The sequence below is a fragment of the Sphingobacterium rhinopitheci genome, assembly GCF_022627575.1.
GTDB lineage: Bacteria > Bacteroidota > Bacteroidia > Sphingobacteriales > Sphingobacteriaceae > Sphingobacterium > Sphingobacterium rhinopitheci.
The window spans coordinates 1-23,339 of the sequence record NZ_JADEYQ010000026.1; the positions used below are offsets into that span (position 1 = coordinate 1).

At 34.9% G+C, this 23,339-nt stretch carries 20 protein-coding genes and 1 tRNA gene; 7 read left to right on the forward strand and 14 right to left on the reverse strand.

The window, feature by feature from the left end:
* Nucleotides 1-669: 669 nt before the first annotated feature.
* From IP023_RS14480 to IP023_RS14500, 5 genes are all read right to left on the reverse strand, one after another.
* Nucleotides 670-751: transfer RNA gene (locus IP023_RS14480), tRNA-Leu, on the reverse strand.
* A 428-nt stretch (nucleotides 752-1,179) separates the two neighbouring features.
* Nucleotides 1,180-4,350, reverse strand: a complete 3,171-nt coding sequence (locus IP023_RS14485) for an efflux RND transporter permease subunit (RefSeq protein ID WP_241791113.1) — start codon at nucleotides 4,348-4,350, stop codon at nucleotides 1,180-1,182.
* A gap of 31 nt (nucleotides 4,351-4,381) precedes the next feature.
* A complete protein-coding gene (locus IP023_RS14490; RefSeq protein WP_241791114.1) occupies nucleotides 4,382-5,512 on the reverse strand; it encodes an efflux RND transporter periplasmic adaptor subunit in 1,131 nt (376 codons plus the stop codon).
* A 27-nt stretch (nucleotides 5,513-5,539) separates the two neighbouring features.
* A complete protein-coding gene (locus tag IP023_RS14495; protein WP_241791115.1) occupies nucleotides 5,540-6,862 on the reverse strand; it encodes a TolC family protein in 1,323 nt (440 codons plus the stop codon).
* Nucleotides 6,852-7,448, reverse strand: a complete 597-nt coding sequence (locus tag IP023_RS14500) for a TetR/AcrR family transcriptional regulator (protein WP_241791116.1) — start codon at nucleotides 7,446-7,448, stop codon at nucleotides 6,852-6,854. The genes IP023_RS14495 and IP023_RS14500 overlap by 11 nt, the downstream gene beginning before the upstream one ends.
* A gap of 797 nt (nucleotides 7,449-8,245) precedes the next feature.
* Between IP023_RS14500 and IP023_RS14505 the strand changes: the two genes are divergently transcribed.
* The 3 genes from IP023_RS14505 to IP023_RS14515 all read left to right on the forward strand — a co-directional run bounded on the left by IP023_RS14505 (nucleotide 8,246) and on the right by IP023_RS14515 (nucleotide 11,098).
* On the forward strand, nucleotides 8,246-8,896 hold the full coding sequence (locus tag IP023_RS14505; RefSeq protein WP_241791117.1) for a metal-dependent transcriptional regulator: 651 nt from the start codon (nucleotides 8,246-8,248) through the stop codon (nucleotides 8,894-8,896).
* Between the two features lie 554 nt (nucleotides 8,897-9,450).
* A complete protein-coding gene (locus IP023_RS14510; RefSeq protein ID WP_241791118.1) occupies nucleotides 9,451-10,650 on the forward strand; it encodes a di-heme oxidoredictase family protein in 1,200 nt (399 codons plus the stop codon).
* A 4-nt stretch (nucleotides 10,651-10,654) separates the two neighbouring features.
* The gene (locus IP023_RS14515; protein ID WP_241791119.1) at nucleotides 10,655-11,098 is read left to right on the forward strand and encodes a Rieske (2Fe-2S) protein; all 444 of its coding nucleotides are present in this window, start codon (nucleotides 10,655-10,657) and stop codon (nucleotides 11,096-11,098) included.
* Between the two features lie 3 nt (nucleotides 11,099-11,101).
* Here IP023_RS14515 and IP023_RS15845 read toward each other — a convergent pair whose 3' ends face one another.
* The gene (locus tag IP023_RS15845; protein ID WP_262914422.1) at nucleotides 11,102-11,227 is read right to left on the reverse strand and encodes a hypothetical protein; all 126 of its coding nucleotides are present in this window, start codon (nucleotides 11,225-11,227) and stop codon (nucleotides 11,102-11,104) included.
* A gap of 178 nt (nucleotides 11,228-11,405) precedes the next feature.
* Between IP023_RS15845 and IP023_RS14520 the strand changes: the two genes are divergently transcribed.
* A complete protein-coding gene (locus IP023_RS14520; protein ID WP_241791120.1) occupies nucleotides 11,406-12,335 on the forward strand; it encodes a hypothetical protein in 930 nt (309 codons plus the stop codon).
* A 1,022-nt stretch (nucleotides 12,336-13,357) separates the two neighbouring features.
* Here the strand turns inward: IP023_RS14520 and IP023_RS14525 are convergent.
* Genes IP023_RS14525 through IP023_RS14540 form a run of 4 tightly spaced genes read right to left on the reverse strand, consistent with a single transcriptional unit; the run spans nucleotide 13,358 to nucleotide 15,356 of the window.
* Complete coding sequence (locus tag IP023_RS14525; RefSeq protein ID WP_241791121.1) at nucleotides 13,358-13,759, reverse strand: c-type cytochrome; 402 nt, start codon at nucleotides 13,757-13,759, stop codon at nucleotides 13,358-13,360.
* A gap of 34 nt (nucleotides 13,760-13,793) precedes the next feature.
* On the reverse strand, nucleotides 13,794-14,435 hold the full coding sequence (locus tag IP023_RS14530) for an SCO family protein (RefSeq protein WP_241791122.1): 642 nt from the start codon (nucleotides 14,433-14,435) through the stop codon (nucleotides 13,794-13,796).
* Nucleotide 14,436: 1 nt separating this feature from the next.
* The gene (locus IP023_RS14535) at nucleotides 14,437-14,841 is read right to left on the reverse strand and encodes a transposase (RefSeq protein ID WP_241791123.1); all 405 of its coding nucleotides are present in this window, start codon (nucleotides 14,839-14,841) and stop codon (nucleotides 14,437-14,439) included.
* 8 nt (nucleotides 14,842-14,849) lie between these two features.
* Nucleotides 14,850-15,356, reverse strand: coding sequence for a DUF4442 domain-containing protein (locus IP023_RS14540; protein ID WP_241791124.1), 507 nt, complete (start codon nucleotides 15,354-15,356; stop codon nucleotides 14,850-14,852).
* 100 nt (nucleotides 15,357-15,456) lie between these two features.
* On the opposite strand from IP023_RS14540, the gene IP023_RS14545 reads away from it, so the two are divergent.
* Entirely contained in the window at nucleotides 15,457-16,677 is a 1,221-nt protein-coding gene (locus IP023_RS14545) for an MFS transporter (RefSeq protein ID WP_241791125.1), read from the forward strand.
* A 203-nt stretch (nucleotides 16,678-16,880) separates the two neighbouring features.
* Here IP023_RS14545 and IP023_RS14550 read toward each other — a convergent pair whose 3' ends face one another.
* The 3 genes from IP023_RS14550 to IP023_RS14560 are packed head-to-tail and all read right to left on the reverse strand — an operon-like array spanning nucleotide 16,881 to nucleotide 19,208.
* A complete protein-coding gene (locus IP023_RS14550) occupies nucleotides 16,881-17,516 on the reverse strand; it encodes a uridine kinase family protein (protein WP_241791126.1) in 636 nt (211 codons plus the stop codon).
* A gap of 15 nt (nucleotides 17,517-17,531) precedes the next feature.
* Entirely contained in the window at nucleotides 17,532-18,443 is a 912-nt protein-coding gene (locus IP023_RS14555) for a LysM peptidoglycan-binding domain-containing protein (protein ID WP_241791127.1), read from the reverse strand.
* Nucleotides 18,444-18,452: 9 nt separating this feature from the next.
* On the reverse strand, nucleotides 18,453-19,208 hold the full coding sequence (locus IP023_RS14560; protein WP_241791128.1) for a hypothetical protein: 756 nt from the start codon (nucleotides 19,206-19,208) through the stop codon (nucleotides 18,453-18,455).
* A gap of 66 nt (nucleotides 19,209-19,274) precedes the next feature.
* On the opposite strand from IP023_RS14560, the gene IP023_RS14565 reads away from it, so the two are divergent.
* Nucleotides 19,275-20,579 carry an NfeD family protein gene (locus IP023_RS14565; RefSeq protein ID WP_241791129.1) on the forward strand — a complete coding sequence of 435 codons (1,305 nt, stop codon included), beginning with the start codon at nucleotides 19,275-19,277 and terminating at the stop codon, nucleotides 20,577-20,579.
* A 401-nt stretch (nucleotides 20,580-20,980) separates the two neighbouring features.
* On the opposite strand, the gene IP023_RS14570 is transcribed toward IP023_RS14565, so the two are convergent.
* Nucleotides 20,981-21,376 (reverse strand): VOC family protein, encoded by a 396-nt coding sequence (locus IP023_RS14570; RefSeq protein WP_241791130.1) that lies wholly within the window; start codon nucleotides 21,374-21,376, stop codon nucleotides 20,981-20,983.
* A 694-nt stretch (nucleotides 21,377-22,070) separates the two neighbouring features.
* Here IP023_RS14570 and IP023_RS14575 point away from each other — a divergent pair.
* Nucleotides 22,071-23,141, forward strand: coding sequence for a YcjF family protein (locus IP023_RS14575; RefSeq protein ID WP_241791131.1), 1,071 nt, complete (start codon nucleotides 22,071-22,073; stop codon nucleotides 23,139-23,141).
* The last annotated feature ends 198 nt before the right edge of the window (nucleotides 23,142-23,339 follow it).

The following is a 23,339-nucleotide window of genomic DNA, read 5'->3' on the forward strand; positions in this document are numbered from 1 at the left end:
GATGTGGAATTGGCTGGATTCAAATCCTTCAATACTATTGTCAATACCATATCAGTCAATTACAAATCTATCCTCAATTACTTTATCAATAGATCAACTAATGCTTCCGCTGACCGCGAAGCAGCTACGAAGTAAGTCCTTTAATGCTAAAATAAAAGCTTTCAGAGCACAGTTTAGAGGCGTAAAAGATGTAAATTTCTTTCTGTATAGATTAACTAAAATATTTGCTTAAACACAAATTTGTGCATGATCCAATAATATTAGCAGTTCCGAAAAAGGACGACCTTTTTCTGTATGGAGCTAAGAGCAGTGCAGCTACAACCACTTGTGGCTTACAGTTAGCAGGAATAAGGATTTCCAGTCTTTGCGTGGGGTATTGCCAGGGAGACCTAGGAAACCGCTATTGTAGTGGAGCGTCGCGGTAGCGAACATAAAGAAATAAGTCTTGAGCTTTGCCCTACTTTCTGTCAAGAGAAAGTAGGATGCCCGCCTGGCATAGAAGGCAATAGTAGAACCCATTTTATTAATAAACTGCCTTCAAAACACTCAACATTCCTAAGCCATTACATTATATTACTACTGAAATATTTGCCTAAACACAACTTTTGCGCATGATCCGTTTGTGAATTGAAATAAAAAAAGCCTTAATCTTTACGATTAAGGCTTTAGTACCCAGCGCCGGAGTCGAACCGGCACATCCGAAGATATTGGTGTTTGAGACCAACGCGTCTACCAATTCCGCCAGCTGGGCGAGCTGCTTTGTTGTTTTGACTCTGCAAATATAAATGTTAAACTTAGTTATGCAAAATGTTTTTCAATACTATTTGTGAAGTGTTTGATAATGAATTAGAAAAAAAGTCAATAATTAAAAATAGGCTTCAAAGGAGTAATAAAAACCATTATAGACCTAAATTTTTGTTCTTTAAAGAGCGTGTAAAGGCCTATTTATAGGTGAGTTTTTTGCTAATCATTTAGCAACCTGAAGTCGCATAGTAGGTATTAAGCTTGTTTAAATGATTTTAATATTATAGAAGAAATTAAATAGGGTACTTAGGGAAGTAATATTATTGATGATTATAGTTAGATTATAATTACGCGTTCTGAAAAGTTATATATGTAGAAAAAACAAAAGTCGACCTGTAGTGGTCGACTTTTGTTAAATAATATTTTGGGTGCTTCTTAATGAGCACTCAACTGTTTTTTCTTTTCTTCATCAAAAGAAGCTTCTAATTCTGCTAATTTTTTCTTACCGTAGGCAAGTTTTGTAATTACATAAAATAGAACAGGGACGATGAAAATAGCTAAAAATGTAGCTGCCATCATACCACCAAATACTGTCCAACCTATTGTTTGACGTGAAACTGCACCCGCTCCTGTCGATAGCATCAGCGGTATAATACCTAAAATAAATGCTAGTGAAGTCATGATAATAGGACGAAGACGTAATCTAACAGCATCTAATGTAGCATCCAATAGATTCATACCAATATCCACACGTTCCTTCGCAAATTCAACGATTAGAATAGCATTCTTGGCCGCAAGACCAATAATTGTAACCAGTCCAATCTGTGCATAAATATTATTATCTAAACTAGGAATGAACATCAATGTTAATATAGCTCCGAATATACCTAGTGGTACAGATAATAAGATTGAGAAAGGTACAGACCAACTTTCGTAAAGTGAGGCTAAGAGTAAGAATACAAATAAAATACACAACGCAAAGATTTGAATCGTTTTAGAGCCTGATTGTTTCTCTTGTAATGATAAACCCGAAAACTGATAATCATATCCTGCAGGTAGTGTTTGTGCGGCTACTTCTTCAAGAGCATTCAATACATCACCAGAACTGTATCCCGGTGCTGCACTACCGGACAATTCTATACCTCTAAAGATATTGTAGTGATTGATGATCGAAGGCATCGTCACAAGCTCATAACTTACCAATGTACCTAGTGGTACAGGGTTACCTTGAACATTATTTACGTACAATTTATTAATATCTTCAATATTCATCCTGAAATCAATATCTGCTTGAGTTACTACACGGTAGTTACGGCCATATTTAGTAAAGTCATTTACATAACTAGATCCTAAGTATGATGATATGGTAGAATAGATACTAGAAATAGGTACACCCATACGCTTTGCTTGCTCACGATTAACCTCCAATTTGTAATTTGGCGAATTAGAGCTGAATAGGGTATATGCCATTCCTATTTCAGGGCGTTGATTTGCCTCTGCTAAGAATTTACCTACAACTGCTTCAAATTGTTTGATATCCACAGTCTGTAAATCCTGAATATACATAGAGAATCCACCTGAGTTCCCCAGGCCAGGTATAGCTGGCGGCGTAACCGCAAGAATACGTGCTTTAGGGTATGTAGCATATTTACCCATGATAGCGCCTGTTATTTGACTTGCTGTACGTTTACGCTCTGCCCATGGTTTAAGGGACACAAATAAGGAGGCACCATTCGATTTAAATGATCTATTTAGGATGTTTATTCCAGAAATAGCCGTTACATATTCAATTTCTGGGAAGTCTTTGCGTAAATCATTCTCCAATTCTTTCAATACAGCGTCCGTGCGTTCAGCCGAAGAACCCTCTGGTAAAGTGACACCTGTAAAGAACACACCTCCGTCTTCTGTCGGGATAAAGCCTGTAGGCTTTGTTTTAAACATATAACCTGTTCCAACCATTATACATAGCAGCAGGATTAATGCTAACGGTGCTTTTTTGATAACTCCTTTTACACCTTTAGAATATCGATAAGTAACTCTATCAAACCATTGGTTGAATTTGTAAAAGAATTTATTTAAGCCTTTAGAATCAGCTGTTACAGCTGTAGGTTTTAGTAATAATGAACACAATGCTGGTGTCAATGATAAAGCTATAAATGCCGATAGCATTACTGATACGGCAATCGTAATCGCAAATTGTTGATACAATTTACCTACCATCCCAGGGATAAATCCTACAGGAACGAATACAGCAGCAAGGATTAAGGCAATAGCAATAACTGGTGCTGTAATATCTTTCATCGCACGCATTGTAGCTTCTTTGGCACTCATCTTATAGTGATCTATATAGTGCTGTACAGCCTCTACCACTACGATGGCATCATCCACTACGATACCAATGGCCAGTACAAAGGCCAACATGGTTAAGTTATTTACGGAGAAACCAAATAAGGTGAAAAATATAAATGTACCTACGATAGATACAGGGATCGCTAAAACAGGAATCAATGTGGCTCTCCAGCTTTGTAAGAAGAAGAATACAACTATGGTAACCAAGATTAGGGCTTCAATTAATGTATGTATTACAGACTCGATCGAAGCATTAACTACAGATACTGTTTCATAACCAACAACGTAATCTACACCTTCTGGAAATGATTTTTTCAGTTTTTCTAATGTCTCGTATATCCCATCGGCTGTTTGTACAGCATTACCACCTGGTGTTTGATTGATCATCATACCAGTAGATACCATGCCATTAACTTTAGTAGAAGTACCATAGCTAAATTGACCTAACTCTACACGAGCGACATCTTTTAATAATACAATAGAACCATCGTTATTTGTTTTTATAACAATATTTTCAAAGTCCTCTACTTCTGATAGATCTGAATCTGTAATAACAGGATATTCAAAAACCGTTGTTGTATGTTGTGGACGACCACCTACAGATCCCCCTGGTACACGAGAGTTTTGCTCACCGATAGCAGCAGATACTTCTGCAGGAGTCATATTTAGGTTTGCTAATTTGTTGGCATCTAACCATACGCGCATAGCAAAAGGTTGTCCAAAAGCAGTAACATCACCGACACCATTTACACGCAATAAAGCATCTTTTACATATAAGTTAGCATAGTTTGACAAGAACTTGTCATCACGTGTTCCATCTGGCGACACTAATGAAACTAGCATCAAGATATCTGTATTTGCTTTACGTGTTGTCACACCTAGACGACGTACTGCCTCTGGTAGGGATGGCTCAGCGATACCGACACGGTTTTGTACATCTAACGTAGCGATATCAATATCGGTACCTACCTCAAAAGTTACCGTAATTAGTGCTTGGCCATTGGAAGTACTGTTTGATGACATATAGATCATCCCAGGCGTACCATTGATCTGACTTTCAATAGGCGTCGTCACGGTTTGCTCTACAGTTTGTGCATCTGCACCTGTATAGTTGGCCGTAACAGTCACAGTAGGAGGGGCGATGGACGGATATTGTGAAATAGGCAATGTAAACAACGATATCACACCGAGTACTGAGATCAGTATCGATATAACTATCGCGGTAACGGGCCTTTTAATAAATACTTCTGAAATCATTTTATTTTATTTAGCGTTTTAGCAAATAGTATTATTTTTTCTGTTCGTTTTGTTGTGCTGTAACCGAAGCTCCTGGTCTAACCGAAGCAACACCTTCAACAACAATTTTCTCACCACCTGCTAAACCTGATTTGATAACTACCTTGTCATTAATCTTGTTGCCTAAAGTAACTTGCTTAACTTCTACCTTACTGCTGTCATTTACAGTATAAACATTGAATACGCCTAATTGCTCGAAAATAGCTTTGTAAGGAATAACAACTTCTTCTACAGTAGATGTACTCTCGATATTCATCGTTGTATTCATGCCAGCACGAAGAAGATTATTAGGATTAGAGAAAGATGCTCTAACTTTTAATGTTCCTGTTTGGCTATTTACAGCACGGTCAATGGTAGCTATATGACCTGCGTTTTCATAGCGAGCACCATCAGGTAGTGTCGCATATAATTGTGCATTGCTTGCGTTATGTTGTAATTTGCTAATCGTAGCAATATCTTTCTCGTTCACTTGAAATTCTACTGCAATAGGGTTTGTTGAAGAAATTGTATTCAATAAAGAAGTACCCGCACTTACTAAAGCACCATTACGAACCTGTGATATACCTATTGTACCGGAGAATGGAGCAATGATAACAGAGCGTTGTACATTGGTACGTGCTGTAGTCAATGCTGCTTCTGCTGCCTGAACTTGTGCTTTTTGATTATTTACATCCGTAAAGGCGTAGTCTAATGTTTGTTTGGCAATAGCGTCTTTTTCTGCTAATGTTTGGTAGCGTTGTAAATCTTTCTCTACACGTGCTAAGTTTGCTTTAGCAATTTCTAGGCTTGCTTTAGCTTGGTCATATGCTGCTTGGTAACGGGTTCTGTCTATTTCATAGAGACGCTGACCTTTGGATACTATAGCTCCATCAGTAACAAATATATTTGTTACATATCCAGAAACTTCCGCTCTGATTTCGGTTTCTTGTAAAGGAACTACAGTAGCTGGATAAGTTATCAATCCCGAAACAATCTCTTTTGTTGCTATTGCCATACCTATAGGAGTAGGTGCATTGGCTTGTTGTGCTTGTGCAGCAGCTTGTTTATTTTCTTTGTTACCACAAGATTGTCCCAAGAATGCTGTACTAACAATTAAAGCCGTTAATAATGTATTTTTATTCATAGTGTATATTTTCAAAGGTAGTTTGTCTTATTTTATATCTACAGTCCCCAATGCTTTTTGAATATCAAGCTTACTTGATAATACCGCATATAATGAGTTTAAATAATTCAATTGTGCTGTTTTCAAATTAGTTTCAGATGTCATTAAGTCTAAGTATGTCTTAACACCAGCATCGTATTGCATTTTGATTGTATTGTACACTTCTTCAGACAATTCGATGTTTTCTTTCGCATTACGCCATTCATTCATATTCGAACGGTAAGAGGCCATAGCGGCAGCATATTCGGTGCTGATCTGGTTTTCTAAATTTTGTAAATCTAATTTTAAGCGGTCTTCTTGTAATTCTGATTTACGAATCTCTTGAATCCGTTTATTACCTGTGAAAATTGGTAAACTTAGGCTTAAACCAACAGTAGAGCTGGGTATATTATCTTTATACAAATCTCCAAAGGCACTATTTCTATGGTTCATTGTATAATTGGCATATGCGCCAATTTTAGGGAGAAATGTCCACTTTTGATACTGTGTATTTAATTTTTGAATATCCTTTAAGTTTTCAATTTGCTTATATTCTACTCGCTTTGCTATCTGCAATACTTCAGTCGTATCCAATAGGATATTGCTTTCCATATTTTGTCCTGCAAACGTTAAAGAAATAGATTCTGAAGCAGGGATCGCTATTAACATTTTTAAATAGTCGTATTTGTATTTACGCATCTCCGAAGCCGTTTTTAATTCCGCATTCGCATTATTTAATGATATTTGCGCACGTTTGTAGTCCGTTTTATCTACTAAACCAACTTCATATCGTGCTTTGGCTTCTGTATATTGACGTTCTAATCTGCTGATATTTTCATTAATAATGTTGATCTGCTCTTCACTCGTCAATATGTCGTAGTATGCTTTACTAACTGTTACAACGGTATTAATCTTTGTACTCGCTAAATTCAAATTATTACCTTGACGTACAAATTGTGCTGCTTTGGAGGCTTGAAACAATTGTGGATTCAAAATAGCTTGGTCTGCTTGAAAACTCAACGAACTATTGTTTTTTTGTCCCATCGGAACGTTACTCCCATTGATATTGGCGGTAGGTAGTTGGAAAGCATGACTTACATTACCAGTAGCGTTAATCTGTGGGAACCAACCTGACAAGGCAGATGCGATTTCTCTTTCCCCAATTTGCTGATCTATTTGTGCTTGCTTTAGTTCAATCCTATTTCCTAATGCGTAGTTGATTAAATCATCTAAGTTTGCATTAGATTGTAGGCTTTTTTCTTGTGCAGAAACCTCTAAACCCATTAGCGCTAAAATCGCTACCGTAAAAATACTTCGTATATTAAATTTCATCTTCATTTTCATTTTTTACACCATCCCAAATTGTTTGTATAAGTTCTTTAATTATCTTTTCATTAAATTCTACTTTTCGATAGAGTATAGATTTTGAAAAAGAAACTGCTGTACCTACATATACGGAAAGCAGTGTATTAGCATCCACTTGTTTTAATTTTTTTTTATCTATACCCTCACTCAGAAATCCATATATATGATTTTGCTCGTAAGGACCATCACTATTCTTACAATTTTCAAGTTCAAAATATGGAGAGCAATAGAATTGATCCATAAAACTAAATATTACATCATTTTGGATATGAAAATCACAAAATCGACGAAAAACTAATTCAAACTTTTCTTTGTAGGATAATGATTCTTCTAAGTTGTCAAAAATAAATCCGTGTACCTTTCGTTTGCAATAATGATAGAGCTCTAAAATAAGTGCATCTTTTGATGGAAAATAATGGTAAATGGTACCTACGGCAACATCGGATTGCTTTGCAATTTGACTCATAGGGGTTCCATGAAAACCATTTTGCTTCACGAGTATTAAAGTATGGAAAAATATACTTTCTATTTTATCTGTTAATTGAATGTTCATTCGGTTTCAAAAGTAAGAAATACTATGGTATTTTTATGTCAAAATATTGTTATAAAATAGTGTAGTTAATAGTATAGTTAGTTAAACAACGATCCAATGTTAAATAATTGTTAATTGTTACTATGAGGCTTGACTCGTGTGTGATTTACATGTACATTTGTACTATCATAATTTAGGTTTATAATTGGTTAGTAAAGGTTTTCATTCTCCCCGTTTGAAAACCTTTCGTTTTTTAATCAAATTCCTATAATTAAGGGTTTAAAATTTCACACTGTATTTTTAATAAATTATTTACGCTTCTCATTGATCTACATTGTGAATAGTTTGCATATTTACTATATTGATTACTAGGGAAAACTGTTGCTAAGGTAGAAAGTTGTTAAGTATATCGTTTTGCAGATAGCTTATAACAGATAATGTTACAAAATAGCTACACTTTCGATTCCATGACATAGGATTTGCGATTACTGAAATCAACCAAAATATTATAGATAATTATTCCAATAATGATTTCCTCTAGAAATGGAAGTCAAATTAAAGAGTATAAGTAAAAAGCTGACTTGGGAAAATTAGTCCTGAAAACATTAATAAATACAACCCTACCAACAAAATACCATTTTTTATTATTGTATAATATTTTTTTAGCCTAGACTAAAAATAAGTTGCTGTTAGGTAATTCTTATTTTGATATTGATTGATAAAGGTCTTATATATATGTAAATTAAAATTTAGGACTAACTAGGCAATAATTTCAGCTTTATCTTCGTAACAAACTCAATTATCAATATATTTGATGTATGTACAGTGTAGCCGAAGAAAATTATCTGAAATCACTTTTTAATCTTGCTAATGAGGATGATCTCATCCATTTAAAGCATATTGGGGAATGGTTGGACGTGAAAATGTCGTCCGTAACTAATATGATGAAGCGATTCGCTGATAAGGGCTTGGTACATTACGAAAATTATAAGCCTGTTAGACTAACAGATAGGGGTAAGCGGGAGGCGGCTTTAATAGTACGTAAGCATCGATTGACCGAAATGTACCTCGTGGAGAAAATGGGGTTTGGATGGGAAAAAGTGCATACAATTGCAGAACAGATCGAGCATATCCATGCGCCAGACCTTTTTGACAAAATGGATGAAATTCTCGGTTTTCCAACTGTCGATCCTCATGGGTCACCTATCCCTGACAAGGATGGTAATATTATGGAAGTTCAACACAAGTCATTAAGTGAGTGTGAAATCGGTGAAAAAGCAACGTTAATGGCTGTGAGGCAATCTTCATCTGATTTTCTGAATTACTTAAATGTACGTAAACTTTATTTAGGACAGACTGTAGAAGTCAAAGAAATCGAGCCCTTTGACGGAAGCATGAAGATTATATACGGAACAGACCAAACTGAAATTCTAAGTAAAAAAGTGTGTGATATGTTACTGGTCAGATAGTTGATGCAGCAAAATACATTCACTATTAAATCACGTTGTAAGCGATAATGATGAGTTGTGCCTACAAGCCTACTCTTCAACTATGATGTATACTTGGAGGAATAGAAATCTACTCAAGGATTTCTTTATTCCCGTGCTAATATCACACTTCGGTCTGCCAAAAAACAACGATTCCCAATGTTCTGGCAAACTACAATAAGATAAACGGAAAACGATATTCTTTCTCCCCCGGCTGGCTCTCACAAACTGTATGGTGCTATGCATCTTATGATCATTTATTGGAACTGACTAGCATTGTCTTGTCAATCGTTCATCGTAATTTATTTTCAATCCTAAATACATTTGTCTCCTGTTCAGGGATTATATGCTCTTCGGAGGTATTGGTAGCATCAGCCATTTAGACCGTATCACCTTTCTTACATTCACTCATCTTTTCTTTAGTCAAATAAACATTTAAGGGTTAGATATCACCTTTTATAAAATTATTTTTAAAATAATTTTGTTAGTCTTGACTAACTTTGTACTTTTATTAATAATAATCATTTTTTAGACTAATGAAAAAAATATACTTAGTTTTCCTTGGAATCATTTCCCTCATTGTATGTGTTCAAGCGTGTTATAAGTTTGAACCCTCTGAACCTGCCGATGATGAATTATTAGACGGCCCTATTGAGGGATTAAGCTATGCGGAAACACGGCGTTTTTTGGATGGGGATGTTACGTTCAATGATGAGATATTTACTATTGAAAAGGGGTTGGGGCCGCTATTTGTTGCTAACAACTGTGCAAGTTGCCATGCAGGTGATGGAAAAGGGCATCCATTCTCTACATTGAACCGTTTTGGGCAAATCGATGAAACAGGCAATAAATATCTTCATCTTGGCGGTCCTCAATTGCAAAATAGAGCTATTCCCGGCTATCTTCCGGAGACTATTCCTGCCGGGGCAACTTTTTCAAAATTTACGCCTCCGGCTGTAACGGGGCTGGGGTTATTAGAATTTGTCCCGGATGAAGTGTTGTTGGCAATGGCAGATCCGGATGATGAAGACGGTGATGGGATTTCGGGACGGGTCAACTGGATTGATATTCCTTCTTATGTAAATCCCCGCAGTGGTGTTATTAGGCAGAGAGGAAAGTATATTGGTCGATTCGGCAAAAAGGCAAGCGTATATGACCTTCTTCAACAAACAGTGGATGCTTTAACACAAGACATAGGTATTAGCTCCCTTTATAATCCTATTGATTTATATTCCGGAGAAGAAATTGACCCTGAAATTGAAACAGAGAAAGTAAATAATCTTGCTTTTTATCTTAAAACCCTAAAAGCTCCAATTCAACGAAATCAGGAAGACCCCGAAGTCATATATGGTAAATCCCTATTTGCATCGATTAGCTGTACCAGTTGTCATAAACCGCAGCTAACTACTGGAAACGCACCTATAGCAGCTCTGGCATTTAAGGAGTTTTATCCATATACAGACCTTTTACTCCATGACATGGGGCCAGAACTCGACGATGGTTACACCGAAGGGTCTGCTAAAACTTATGAATGGAGAACAGCACCGCTTTGGGGCTTAGGCCTTTCTCCGAATGCTCAGGGTGGTCAGTATTTCCTTATGCATGATGGCAGGGCAAGAAGTATAGAGGAAGCTATTGAAATGCACGGCGGAGAAGCAGCACAGTCACGGGAACTATATAGAAATCTGTCCAGCAATGATAAGCAGGTACTGATTAAATTTTTAAAATCTCTATAAGATTATGAGGCGCCAAGAATTTATAAAAAACTGCGGTTTTGCGTGCCTGAGTAGCAATGTCGCAATACTTTTGCTGGAAAGTTGTGCGTCTTCGAAAACAGTCAGTGGAAAAATTGTTGATACGGACATTCTTATTCCCTTAGCTAGTTTTTTCAGCGATAAAAAGGAAACAACTTTTATAAAATATGTAGTAGTAGAGCATCCGCAATTAAAATATCCTATTTGTGTATTTCGGTTTAGTGAAGAAGATTATTCGGCTCTTCTCATGCAGTGCACCCATCAGGGAGCGGAGTTACAGCTATTTGGCGATCGCTTGGAATGTCCCGCACACGGTAGCGAATTCGATAATAAAGGTCAGGTACAAAATGGCCCAGCCGATAGGCAGTTACGGTCATTTCCTGTAATCATTGTCAACAATCAAATTAAAATTTCCCTAAAAAATGTCTAAAAATTATTTAAAAACATTATTAATATCAATAGCCTTGACTTGCGCATTTACTGCTGTGAATGCGCAGATAGATTCCTCACTTTTCAAACGAGTAGATCCACAAGATTCGCTCAAGAACAGTATGAACATGGATGCAATTTATAACCGTCCATTATTGTCTATGGGAAAATTGCCTGTTGCCGTGGGTGGGTATATGGAAGCCAACTGGCAACATGTAGGCGAAGATGGCATTAGCGAAGGACATCAGTTCCAGTTCAGGCGGTTTACGATTTTTATAGCTTCGACCATTAGCAAAAGAATCAAATTTATGTCGGAAATAGAGTTTGAACCGGCGGAAGGAGAAATAGCCGTTGAGTTTGCCGCATTAGATATCGAGTTTCATCCACTGTTAAATTTAAGGGGAGGGATGATCGTCAACCCTATTGGCTCTTTCAATCAGAATCATGACGGCCCCAAATGGGAATTTACCGACCGTCCGATATCGGCAACCCAATTGCTCCCGGCAACCTGGAGTAATGCGGGGTTCGGTTTATACGGCAAGAAGTATAGTGGTGATTGGATGTTTGGCTACGAAGCATATTTATCCAGTGGGTTTGACGGTACTGTAATCAATAATGAACAGAATAAAACTTATCTCCCTGCGGCCAAAAATAATGTGGAACGCTTTGAAGAGTCTAACAGTGGAGAGCCTCTTTATACCGGGAAAATAGCCTTTAGAAATAACAAGATTGGAGAAATTGGTTTGTCTTATATGGGAGGTGCCTATAACAAGTATTATGATGATGGTTCGGATATTGACGATAGAAGGACACTAAGTGTATTCGTCGTTGATTTCAATACGACACTGCCAACACTCAATACATTTATCACAGGTGAATGGGCATGGATAAATGTTGATGTTCCTGAAACATATACACAGCAGTACGGCAATAAACAATATGGCGGCTTTGTGGATATTGTACAGCCTGTTTTAAAAAAGAAAATACTGGGATGGGACAATGCTACACTAAACCTTGCTTGCCGATTGGAATATGTCGATTGGAATGTTGGAAAATTCAGAGAGACGGGAGGGAAAATTGGTGATGAAACGTGGAGTGTGGTAGGAGGATTTAGTTTCCGTCCCAACGCTCAAACTGTGTTGAGACTTAATTACAGACATCAACGAACGAAAGACCTTTTAAAAAATCCACCTGTTTTATTAGGCGGGTTCAGTTTTGGTATTTCCACTTATTTTTGATAGCTCCAATGTATAATCCAAACCTATATAGATACCTGGCGTATACATTGAATATATGTAGCTCTCTTCGCGAATCAAGGGATATTTTATCGCGGAAATATTAGAAAAAGGGAAGCATTTTTTGCAATGTAGGTGCTTAATTCATAGAATAGCTTCGTGCTTTTTTAGGCCGTTTATTTCCCTATATTTTTCGATGTCGCACAAGTAGTTTGTCACAGACTATACAGCTTAACGTAATAGAGAACCTTGTGTTATATATTACCGACATGCTCCCAGCAAACAGCATCACTGATTCAACTAGAATAATAGTTCCAAATATTAGGTCCTTACTGATCAAAAAAATAAAAAAAATCGAAAGAATCAGATATAGCCATCAATTCAGTACTATCGTCAGTTTTTCAATCACTTAATTTGGAATGGCTTTCCATATTTATCTTCCCGCTCTTGTCGGGTATCGGCGAACCGTACGGATCTACCTTTGGGTAATTGAGTAATTTATCCATCTTATTGAAAAATAGTGGACATTTGATGCGCTTCATTTGCTCGCTATGACGTGCACTTGATCCTACCAAATCCCATTTTCTCCAGCAAATATATCTCAGCTAGTCAATGTTTCCTACTCATAAGGGGAGCCTCCTTTGTACATGTTTCAGTAAGTTTTTATTGGTTTGAAGTTTTCATAATTGACGAGACCTTTTTGAACAAGGCGTTTCATCATACTGTTTAGGTAGGACTTTTTTACTTTAGTGTCCCCTGCATCTTGTTTTTCCCGAGGAATGGTGTTGCTACTCAAACTGCAGACAGTTTAGGGTAAATCATCTATTTTGTAAAGATAATACTTAGGTGCTATTTTTTTTATAAAAAAATTGATTATGAGTTGAATAGTACGTTTTATTGCTAAGGATTTACAAGTATATCACTGCAAAAAACGGTTTATCTCCTTTCAATATAAGCAGACGAATTTCCTATTACGCTTGTCTTAATAGTACGGTAGTATTTTTGATTAAGATGAGCTATAGATTTTATAATTGGTTATGATTTTTTAAATTTTCTATAACTTCTTCTGTCGAGTAGATAACATCTGATTTTCCAAAATTGGTCGTGATATAGGTCAGTATATAAGCTATGTCTACAACTGTTAATTGCTTGTTTGCTGGCATTTCTTGGTTGTATTTCTCGCCGTTTACGATGATTTCACCACGCATACCGTTCTTGACAATACCGCTTAATAGCGCTCTATTTTCTTTGAAATAATTGTCGTCGGTCAATGGGGGATATAATTTACCTAATCCTTCTCCTTTAGAGCCGTGGCAATTTTGGCAATGTTGTACGTAAAGTTTTTGCCCATTTACGGTGTATTGGGCTTTTTTTATATCAACATTTGAATTGCATGCTGATAGCTGATAAAAAAAAACTATCAGCATGCTTATCAAAATAAATGTAATGTATTTGTTCACTTTATTTTTTATATTCTTGCAATAATATCTCAATATCTTTCAACATTTGTTGTGTTTGTTCGTCATTAGTGCCATCATAAGCCCCGCGAATATGTTTTTCATGATCAATTAGCACTAAATAACCTGTGTGATCATAACCTCCTGCTACTGTGGAATCTTCTTTAGCATACACAAGATAATTGTCTGCTATTCCATAGATTTCAGCTTTAGATCCTGTAACAAATTGCCATTGATTGTTATCTACTCCCAATCTATCAGCGTATGATTTTAAGACAGATGGTTGGTCATATTTAAAATCAATACTGTGTGATAAAAACGATATCCTATCATCTCCTTTATATTTTTCGTAAGCTTGCAGTAGGTTTCGCTGCATCGTAGGACAAATACTAGGGCAATGTGTAAAGAAAAAATTTGCCACATATATTTTATTATCAAAATCCTTGTCCGATATATAGGTAGAATCTTGGTTTAAAAATTGAAATGAGGGAATTTTGGGATATACAGAATCAGTAATCGTGACACCATTCTCTTGACGTGTAATGATTTCTTTTTCTCCAATTATAGGTAATTTCTGATCTTTAGATTGACATGAAACAGCAATTAATCCCAAAAATAAGCTAGATACTAAAATATTTATTTTCATTTTACTTAAATGACGATAACTTGGTATTACTTTCTAAAGAAACATCATCAAATTGCTTCTTCATCGCTTTTATCTTTACTAATTCTGCTTCTTGGTATGCAACATTAGTAGAGTCAAAGGCATAATCTTTCATCCATGTCATCATTTGATCTGTTGCTTGTTCTAGATTAGATTTTAATTTAATTAATTCATCTTTTGTAGATGCTTCCAAATTAGTCTGTAATAATGAGTCGATTTTTAAAGTAGCACGATCAAAATGAGAAATTTTAGGCATGATTTCATCATGTATTACCATAGTCTCTTTACCGATTTCTTCATATTTTAAAGATTCAGTTTTGGCGTTGTTTTGGCATGAACCAAATGCAATTATGGTTATAGCACTTAAATAGATAATATTTTTCATCATATATATTATTATATTATTTTATTTATTTCGCGACGTCGAAGTTTACTAACGTCAAAACTCAAATCTCGGATATATATTTCATTCTGACAAACGGCACATTTTATCCCGTTGTTATCATATATTTCCGTGGTGAATGTCTTGACTATTTTGCCATTTTCTTTAATAAATTCAAAAGCTTCATCAATTTCTTCTTCTGCTAAACGAATTGAAAATTGAAGATTGGTTCTTCCTGGCTTAAGATAATCAATTTTTGCGGACTTTAGCCAAGCTACTGTATTTCTCATCCCTTTAGCTTTAAAGGCTTGGTCCAAAAGAATAGGATATATGGGGTCTACAGATGAAAATATGGACCCCCCGAATAGTGTTTTATTTGCATTAATATTCAAAAAGCTTTTATATATTTTGACATCAATACCTTTAAATCCTTCATGAATTTTTTTTACCCAAATCCGTTGAAAGAAAAATGGGGGATAACTGCGAAGTATCCATTTCAGTGAAATAGGTGATAATTTCATGCTGCAAAAATACAATATATTACCTTTTTTAAAGTCAAAACATCGCAATTTATTGGATAAAAGAATACGTAGTATTAAATTGCTTAAATTTTTAACCATTATGAAGCCAAATAATAAAAATGTAGGCTTGCTAGTCTTAGTAGCGGCATTAGGGTATTTTGTAGATATATATGATTTAATTATTTTTTCTATTGTTAGAATTCAATCCTTTGAAGATATTGGTGTGCCTGCAGCATTAATGCGTGCCGAGGGCGAGTATGTGCTTAATATGCAAATGGCGGGATTGTTGTTAGGTGGCGTTATATGGGGCATTTTGGCAGATAAATATGGGCGTATTAAAGTTTTATTTGGCTCTATTCTTCTCTATTCATTAGCTAATATTTATAATGGTTTTGTACAAGATGTAAATACATATGCAATAATACGATTTATTGCAGGTATTGGTTTGGCGGGAGAGCTGGGTGCTGGTATTACTTTGGTTAGTGAAGCGATGAGTAAGCATAAGCGTGGTTATGGAACTATGATTGTTGCCGGTGTTGGGGTGCTTGGTGCAATTTTAGCCTATTATATTTCCGAATGGTTTGATTGGCGTACGGCTTATTTTGTAGGTGGCGGCATGGGTCTTTTATTATTATTCATGCGTGTTGGTACTTTTGAATCCGGGTTATATGAGCAAACATCACGAAAAACAGATATTCAGAAAGGTAGTCTCCAATTGCTTTTTCGTAGTAAAGAAAGAATCTTACGTTATTTCTACTGTTTATGTATTGGTTTGCCCATTTGGTTTGTGGTCGGTGTATTAGTGACTCAGGCACCAGAAATTGGTAAAGCGTTACAGGCTGATACCGTTTTGAGTGCCGGAAAAGGAGTGATGTTTACTTATTTAGGTATTTCAATAGGTGATTTTTTAGCTGGTTTGTTGTCTCAAGTTTTGAAATCCCGTAAAAAAGTCGTTTTTATGTGTCAAATTTTGATTTTAGTGTCCTCATTTTTCTATTTAAATAGTACAGGGATTACAGAAGTTAAATTTATGATTCTGGCTTTTGTGATGGGATTAGGTGTAGGGTATTGGGCTACTTTTGTAACTATTTCTGCTGAGCAATTTGGTACGAATCTTAGAGCAACAGTAGCTACTACAGCACCTAATTTTGTAAGAGGTGCACTTATTCCTTCAACACTATTTTATGGTTATTTAGTACGTATTTGGGGAATAGTACCTGCTGCGATGACCACAATTACTATTCTTTCTGCAATAGCAATATTTGCTTTGTCTAGACTAAAGGAAAGTTTTGATAAAGATTTAAATTATGATGAAGAATAGATATAAGGCTATTTATCGGGGCATTTTTTACAGCGCTTGCCAGTCTTATATTTTTTACAACATTTCTTAAATATGCAACATGAAAATTCACCAAAAGGATTAATACCTTTTGGTGATTCTGTAAAGTCATATTTTGTTTTATCTGTAATTAACTCACTTTGCAAATTCATAATACAAAGGTAGCTATTTAGAATTATTTTAAATTAATGTAATTGTAATTTTTCTCGTAGTTGAGCACAAATAATATTTGTGGCATTATCTACAATAGAAGGATCGTCCAAATTATTGATCAATACTTCATCTACTTTGTCACGGTACGGCAATAGGTACTCGTTATAAGATGGTACTACATGGTTAGTCCATTTGTACATTACATCGTCTCTATCATATCCACGCTCTACCAAATCTCTTTCTAGACGTCGTCGTAGGGCTACAGATTCTTCAGCATCCAAGAATATACGGTAATCCAATAATTGATTGATTTCAGAATAGTGAAAGATAAACAAGCCTTCTACTATTAGAATAGGAGCTGGTTTTATCTCTAACATTTTTGGCGTAATATTTGGATTGTTAAAGGTATATTCTTCCTTAAATACTGTCTTACCATCAAACAAATCTTTTATGTCTGCATAAAATTTATTTCTATCTATTGCTGTAGGTAAATCAAAATTATACAATCTGTTTTCTTCTTGCGTTTTTGTATTCGCTGGAATATAATAATCATCTTGTGAAATCAAGGTAACTTGATCTTTTTCAAAATGATTAAGAAAGCTTTTTAAAAAAAATGTTTTTCCTGAACCACTGCTCCCTGCAATGCCAATTACATAGGGTTTCTCCATCTACTTCTATTTATTTTAATCTAACGGTACTCCGTAGGTAATTTCTACTTGGAATTTTTTGTCTAACACACCTATTGATGTAGCTACTGATTTAGAAAATACAACAATTGCACCTTGTGTATCTTCATTATCACCAAATTTACCTACTACTTTTGCAAAAGTAACACTTTGGTTCATAGGATTCGTAATTTTTAAAATAGTTCCTATTGGAGCTGTCTTGTGAAGCGCCAAACTTGTCTGCCCATCGCCTGTTAAACTATCTAGCCATAAGCCTACTCCACGTTCTTTTTTCTCGCTAATACCATATTTATTTGGCTTGAATACCGATTCGTCTATAGGTTGGCTTTCTTCAATAATGACCGGTAGATTTATTTCTTCTTCTATTTCAGCGGCAGCCTCAGAAATACTTTCGTTAGGAATCTTTAATAACATCCCCTCTCGAAGGGAGTTGGATGTTAAACCATTAATTCTTTTGATATCCTCTACTGTAGTATTAAATCTTCTTGATATAGCATACAATGTCTCTGATTTACCGACTTTATATTCTGTAAGATCTTGCGTATTAAAGATAACTTTTTTATCTTCTTTTCTCGCTGGTGCGACTGTAGTATTTATAGGAGCTTTTCCACGAGGAATTTTTATTGTATTACCTACTATAAGATTCTTGTTATTATTAGCTGCTTTAATAGCTGCCACAGGCACTGAATATAGCCTACTTAATTGATAATAATTTTCTTTGGCTTCTAGTTTATGAAGGACAAAACGATTGCCATTTATAATTTCGTTGCCTATAGAATCTACAGGTAAGGTATAATTTATGTTATCAATATCTTTTGAAATACCCAACTGTGTATAACCAATACTTAGCCCTAAAGCTAATATAAATGACAACTTATGATATGATTTTATAGTTTTTTTATAGTTCATTACTTACAATTATACTAAATACGTAACAATTTCTTGTTTAGTATCTGATAAAAAGAAAATATAGTCTTTGACTTTAAAATAGGGTTGAAGGATTAATTTGCTAAGGTTATTAATTACTATTAAATCTTCAACTATTTCATTTTTAGTCGATAAAATTAAATGAAGGTCAAATCCATTAGGTGTTTTTTGATGATATGTCCATATAAACCCCTTAGTATATGGTTGTATCCAAATGTGATCCTCATAAACAATTGGAGTCATAAAGTAAGGAAGTTTTCCTTGATATATAGCAGGATATTCAATATCATTAGGCTGTATAATATTACTATTGTCAGGTGCCTTATTAACTACCGAGCCAGTACTTATATCTATATAAAACAATAGCCCTGTAGGTATAGAACGGTGTACTGCAATAATTGTGTTTCCTTGAATTTCTTTCAATATATATTGCGAAAATGTAGCTATTACTTGCTTACTATTGTAGTCTATTATTTTTATACCAGCCTGTATAGGGGCAGAAGTACCATATTTTTTCAATATTAAAAAATCTCCAAGAATAGTTTCTAGCGTCCATTCTTTTTCATTTTCTTGGTAGTCAGTAAGCTTTGATTCTCCATTAAATGTACAAATGCTAAATGATGGTAAGGTATTCTCTGGATTTCGACATTCAAAAGCTAGATTATTATTTGCGCTATCTACTTCAATTTTCCAAATCGGATAACTGAATCTTTTTTCGAATACTTTATTTATTGTATATTTAGTCATATTAAGAATAAATCTATGCTTTGCAAATGTATAAAATCAATCTTTCTGTTTTCATTATTTATGATAATGAACATTATTGCGGTTAATGCACAAACCGTTTTTAAGACTAATTTGAAAGAAGATGTTGGGCCTAATTCTTGGCGAATAATAAAAAAATCGCATGATCAAGCCTTAGCCGAAAAGTCTACCTATTTCCTTATTGAGATGAATACTTTTGGTGGTGCTGTCAATTTCGCAGATTCGATCCGAACGCTATTGCTCAATTCTCCTATGAAAACAATAGTTTATGTAAATAATAATGCTGCTTCTGCAGGGACTCTGATTGCCCTAGCATCGGATTATATATATATGAATTCTGGATCCTCTATCGGCGCTGCTGCTGTAGTGAATGAAAAAGGTGAGGTAATGCCAGAAAAATATCAATCCTATATGCGTGGATTAATGCGGGCTACCGCACAAGCTAAAGGGAGAGATCCTAAGATGGCAGAGGCTTTTGTAGATCCCTCTGTATCTATGATCGAATACAAAGAGGATGGTAAAATATTAACTTTTACCACAAAAGAAGCTATTGCTGCTAATTTTGCGAACGGGGAAGTTAGTAATATTAGCGATATATATACTGATCTAGCTATTCCATTGGCCAATGAACGTGTATATCATGTTACCACAATAGATAAGATTATTGGTTTTTTAGTCAATCCTATGATAAGTGGGCTACTAATAATGGGAATTATAGCAGGTATTTATTTTGAATTGCAAACACCAGGAATTGGTTTTGCATTTTTGGTGTCTTTAATATGTGCTACTTTGTTTTTTGCACCATTATATCTTCAAGGGCTTGCCGAAAATTGGGAAATTGCCTTATTTACGATAGGTGTCATATTAATAGCATTAGAAGTCTTTGTAATTCCAGGTTTTGGAGTAGCAGGGATATTAGGGATTATTTTTGTAATTTGCGGTTTAGCTTTTTCAATGTTATCAAATGATTTTCTTGATTTTAAAATTTCTCAACCCGGTTTATTAATGAATGCATTTTTGATTGTCGGTGCCTCAATGGTACTTTCTGTAATTTTAATGATTCTTTTTGGTAGAAATATCATGAAATCTCGTGTATTTAAGATGTTAGTTCTTAAAGATGAACAATTGTCAGCTACTGGCTATACTTCATCTACTATTAACCCTGATATGATCAATAAAGTTGGGATGTCTAGAACAGTACTTCGACCTTCTGGTAAAATTGAAATCGACGGTATTTGGTATGATGCCGTTGCATTAGATGGTTTTATTGAAGTGGGAGAGCAAGTGTATGTCGAAAAACATGAAAATTATAATTTGTTCGTACGAAAGATAAGTGAAAAGGTAATAGAATAATTGATAGAAAAGCAGCTAGAAATAAAGCTCAGCTGCTAGCATCTCGCAAACTGTGTAAGTTTTTATTATTTTTAAACGTTACATAGATATGATCGGCAATTAAGATTTATGGAACAACAATGATTTCTAAAAATCCTTTAATAAGGTGGAACCCTTTTAAGGTATGTTTTGTTCCATTTCGTACATCCAACAAATAACTCTAGAGGCCTGTCTGTTTTTGTTAGCTTAATTGTTCAGGTGCTGTAGCGGAAGTAGTAAAAACTATAATTGATGGTTCTGCATCGTGTCCAAATTTCATATGCTTTATTTTAAGTCAGGCTTTAAATAAAGCATTTTTTTAATTATTAATGCTTCTTAATTTATAAAGTGATAAATATGCTTAATTCTTGCTGTAATCATATCTATACGCCATTAGCATACATTATTTCCCATTTGTGGCCATCGGGATCTGCAAAACTATCATAACACAAAGAATCACAATGCATACTTTCTTTGTAACGCGTCCCTCCATTCAATATAGCTAGATTCACAATTTCTTCCAATCGTTCTTTGCTTTCAACTTCAATCGCAATTAGCATTTGACCTGAACTATCATCTGAAATCATTCTATTGGTAAATGCATTGAAATAATCTTGTCGTATAAACATAGAATACATTGCTCCTTCATTTAGCACTAAGCATAATGATTTGTCACTTGAATTTTCTTCATTAAATAGAAAACCTAACCGTGTCCAGAAATCTTTAGTTTTATTAAGGTCTTTCGCCGCTAAAGTAATGTAAATAGATTTGACTTTCATACGAGTAGGTTTTATTTTTATTTGATAATACTATTTAATCCTCGGATATATATGTTATTTCGTCACATCTGTAGATTGATGTGCTGTATTACTTTCTTTTTTCGCATTAGTGCAAGAAATCAGAAGTAATACTATAGCATTGAGTCCTAGCGTATTTTTCATAGTTTAAATGTTATAATGGAGCAATTCTCTGGGTATATAACAATTAAGTTTGTAATTGGTTTTGTAACCTAATGGTGTTTTTAAGGTTAATTACTTAAAATTCAATCCTTTCAAGTCCATTTAGTATATGTAGTTCTGTTGTAATTTCAACTAAGATGTAGTTTGCTTTAGATCATTAATGTAATGCCTAATATCAGTTATTAACCAATTTTTACTTAGAAAGCATCTACAGTTGCAGGGCTGTACAAATAAAGTTGGGAGATAGAAATCTTCTACAAAGACCTCAAACAGTGACTAAAAGTAACCAGCTTTGTAGGTAATTGGGTAAATGCTGTCTCCCAATAGATTTTTTTTAAAAAATCACCTATCTCCAATTTGCATAGAATATTACTATAGTAACAAATATGCCACTATAGTAGATCCTTTCAGAATTATTAAAAAGGGTTCTATTTTTTTGTACATTTATATCAATAAGGGGTGACATAATTGCCTGCTCGTGATATATATTAAAAAATAATTAAACTATAAGTCCGTGGAAGATTTACAAAAGATTATTGAGGAAGCAATGAAAAAGGCAAAAGCAAAAATAAATGATGTTAATATCATTATTGCAGGAAAAACAGGCGTAGGCAAATCTACCTTAATCAATGCCGTATTTGAAGGTAATTTTGCTACTACAGGAAGTGGCAAACCTGTAACAACCAAAATAATGGAAATCCGCAAAGAAGGGATCCCCATTGTATTGACAGATACCAAAGGTTTAGAGATCCAGGATTATCAGTTGATCAAAAAAGAACTCGAGCAGTATATAACTGTTAAAAATAATGATGCTAATCCAAATAACCATATCCATATGGCTTGGATTTGTATAGATGAAAATTCGAGACGTATTGAAGATGCAGAAATAGATTTATGTAATTTTTTAGCAGACAAAGTCCCTGTTATTGCTGTGATTACTAAAGCTATCCATGATGATGGCTTCAGGCGTAAAGTTCAAGAGTATTTGCCGCGAGCAAAAAATGTAGTACGTGTAAATTCATTGGCTTTCCAAATAGGTCAAATAAATATCCCAGTCAGTGGACTTGAAGACTTGGTTGAATTGTCTATGGAGGTCCTACCCGAAGCACAAAGAAATGCTTTCGCTGCAGCCCAAAAGATAGATATTAAGCAACGTGCTAATAGAGCACACAAAATAGTAGCTACAGCAGCATTAAGCGCTGCGGGAACTGGAGCAATTCCTATTCCTTTTTCTGATGCCATCGCCATCGTTCCTATTCAGATCACTATGCTGGCTGCTATATCTTATACTTTTGGATTAAAGACAGATAAAGCTTTATTATCAACCTTAGTAAGTTCTACGATCACCGGTACAGGAGCATCCTTTGCAGGAAGAACAATCGTCGCTAATATAGCTAAGTTTTTTCCGGGCTTAGGTAGTGTAGCAGGTGCCGCTATATCTGGGGCTACAGCAGCGGCCATTACCACGCTATTTGGAGAAGCATATATCAAATCTTTAGAACTGCTATTTTATCGAAAAACTGCTGATGAGATTGATATGATGGATATTACCGAAGAGCTTAAGAAGCAATTAAAAATAAAATAAGAGATATATCTGCCCATTTATTATAAGCTGTATCCTGTGATAAAGCTTGTAATAAATAGAATATTAATTTTAAGCCAAAAAATATAAAAGTATAAAAATATGAGATTACTATCTATAACAGAGATGATTAAGGGGATTGTAAAAAATAACTAAGTCTATTTAATGAAAATTATTAACCTTTTATCCCTATTTATTAAG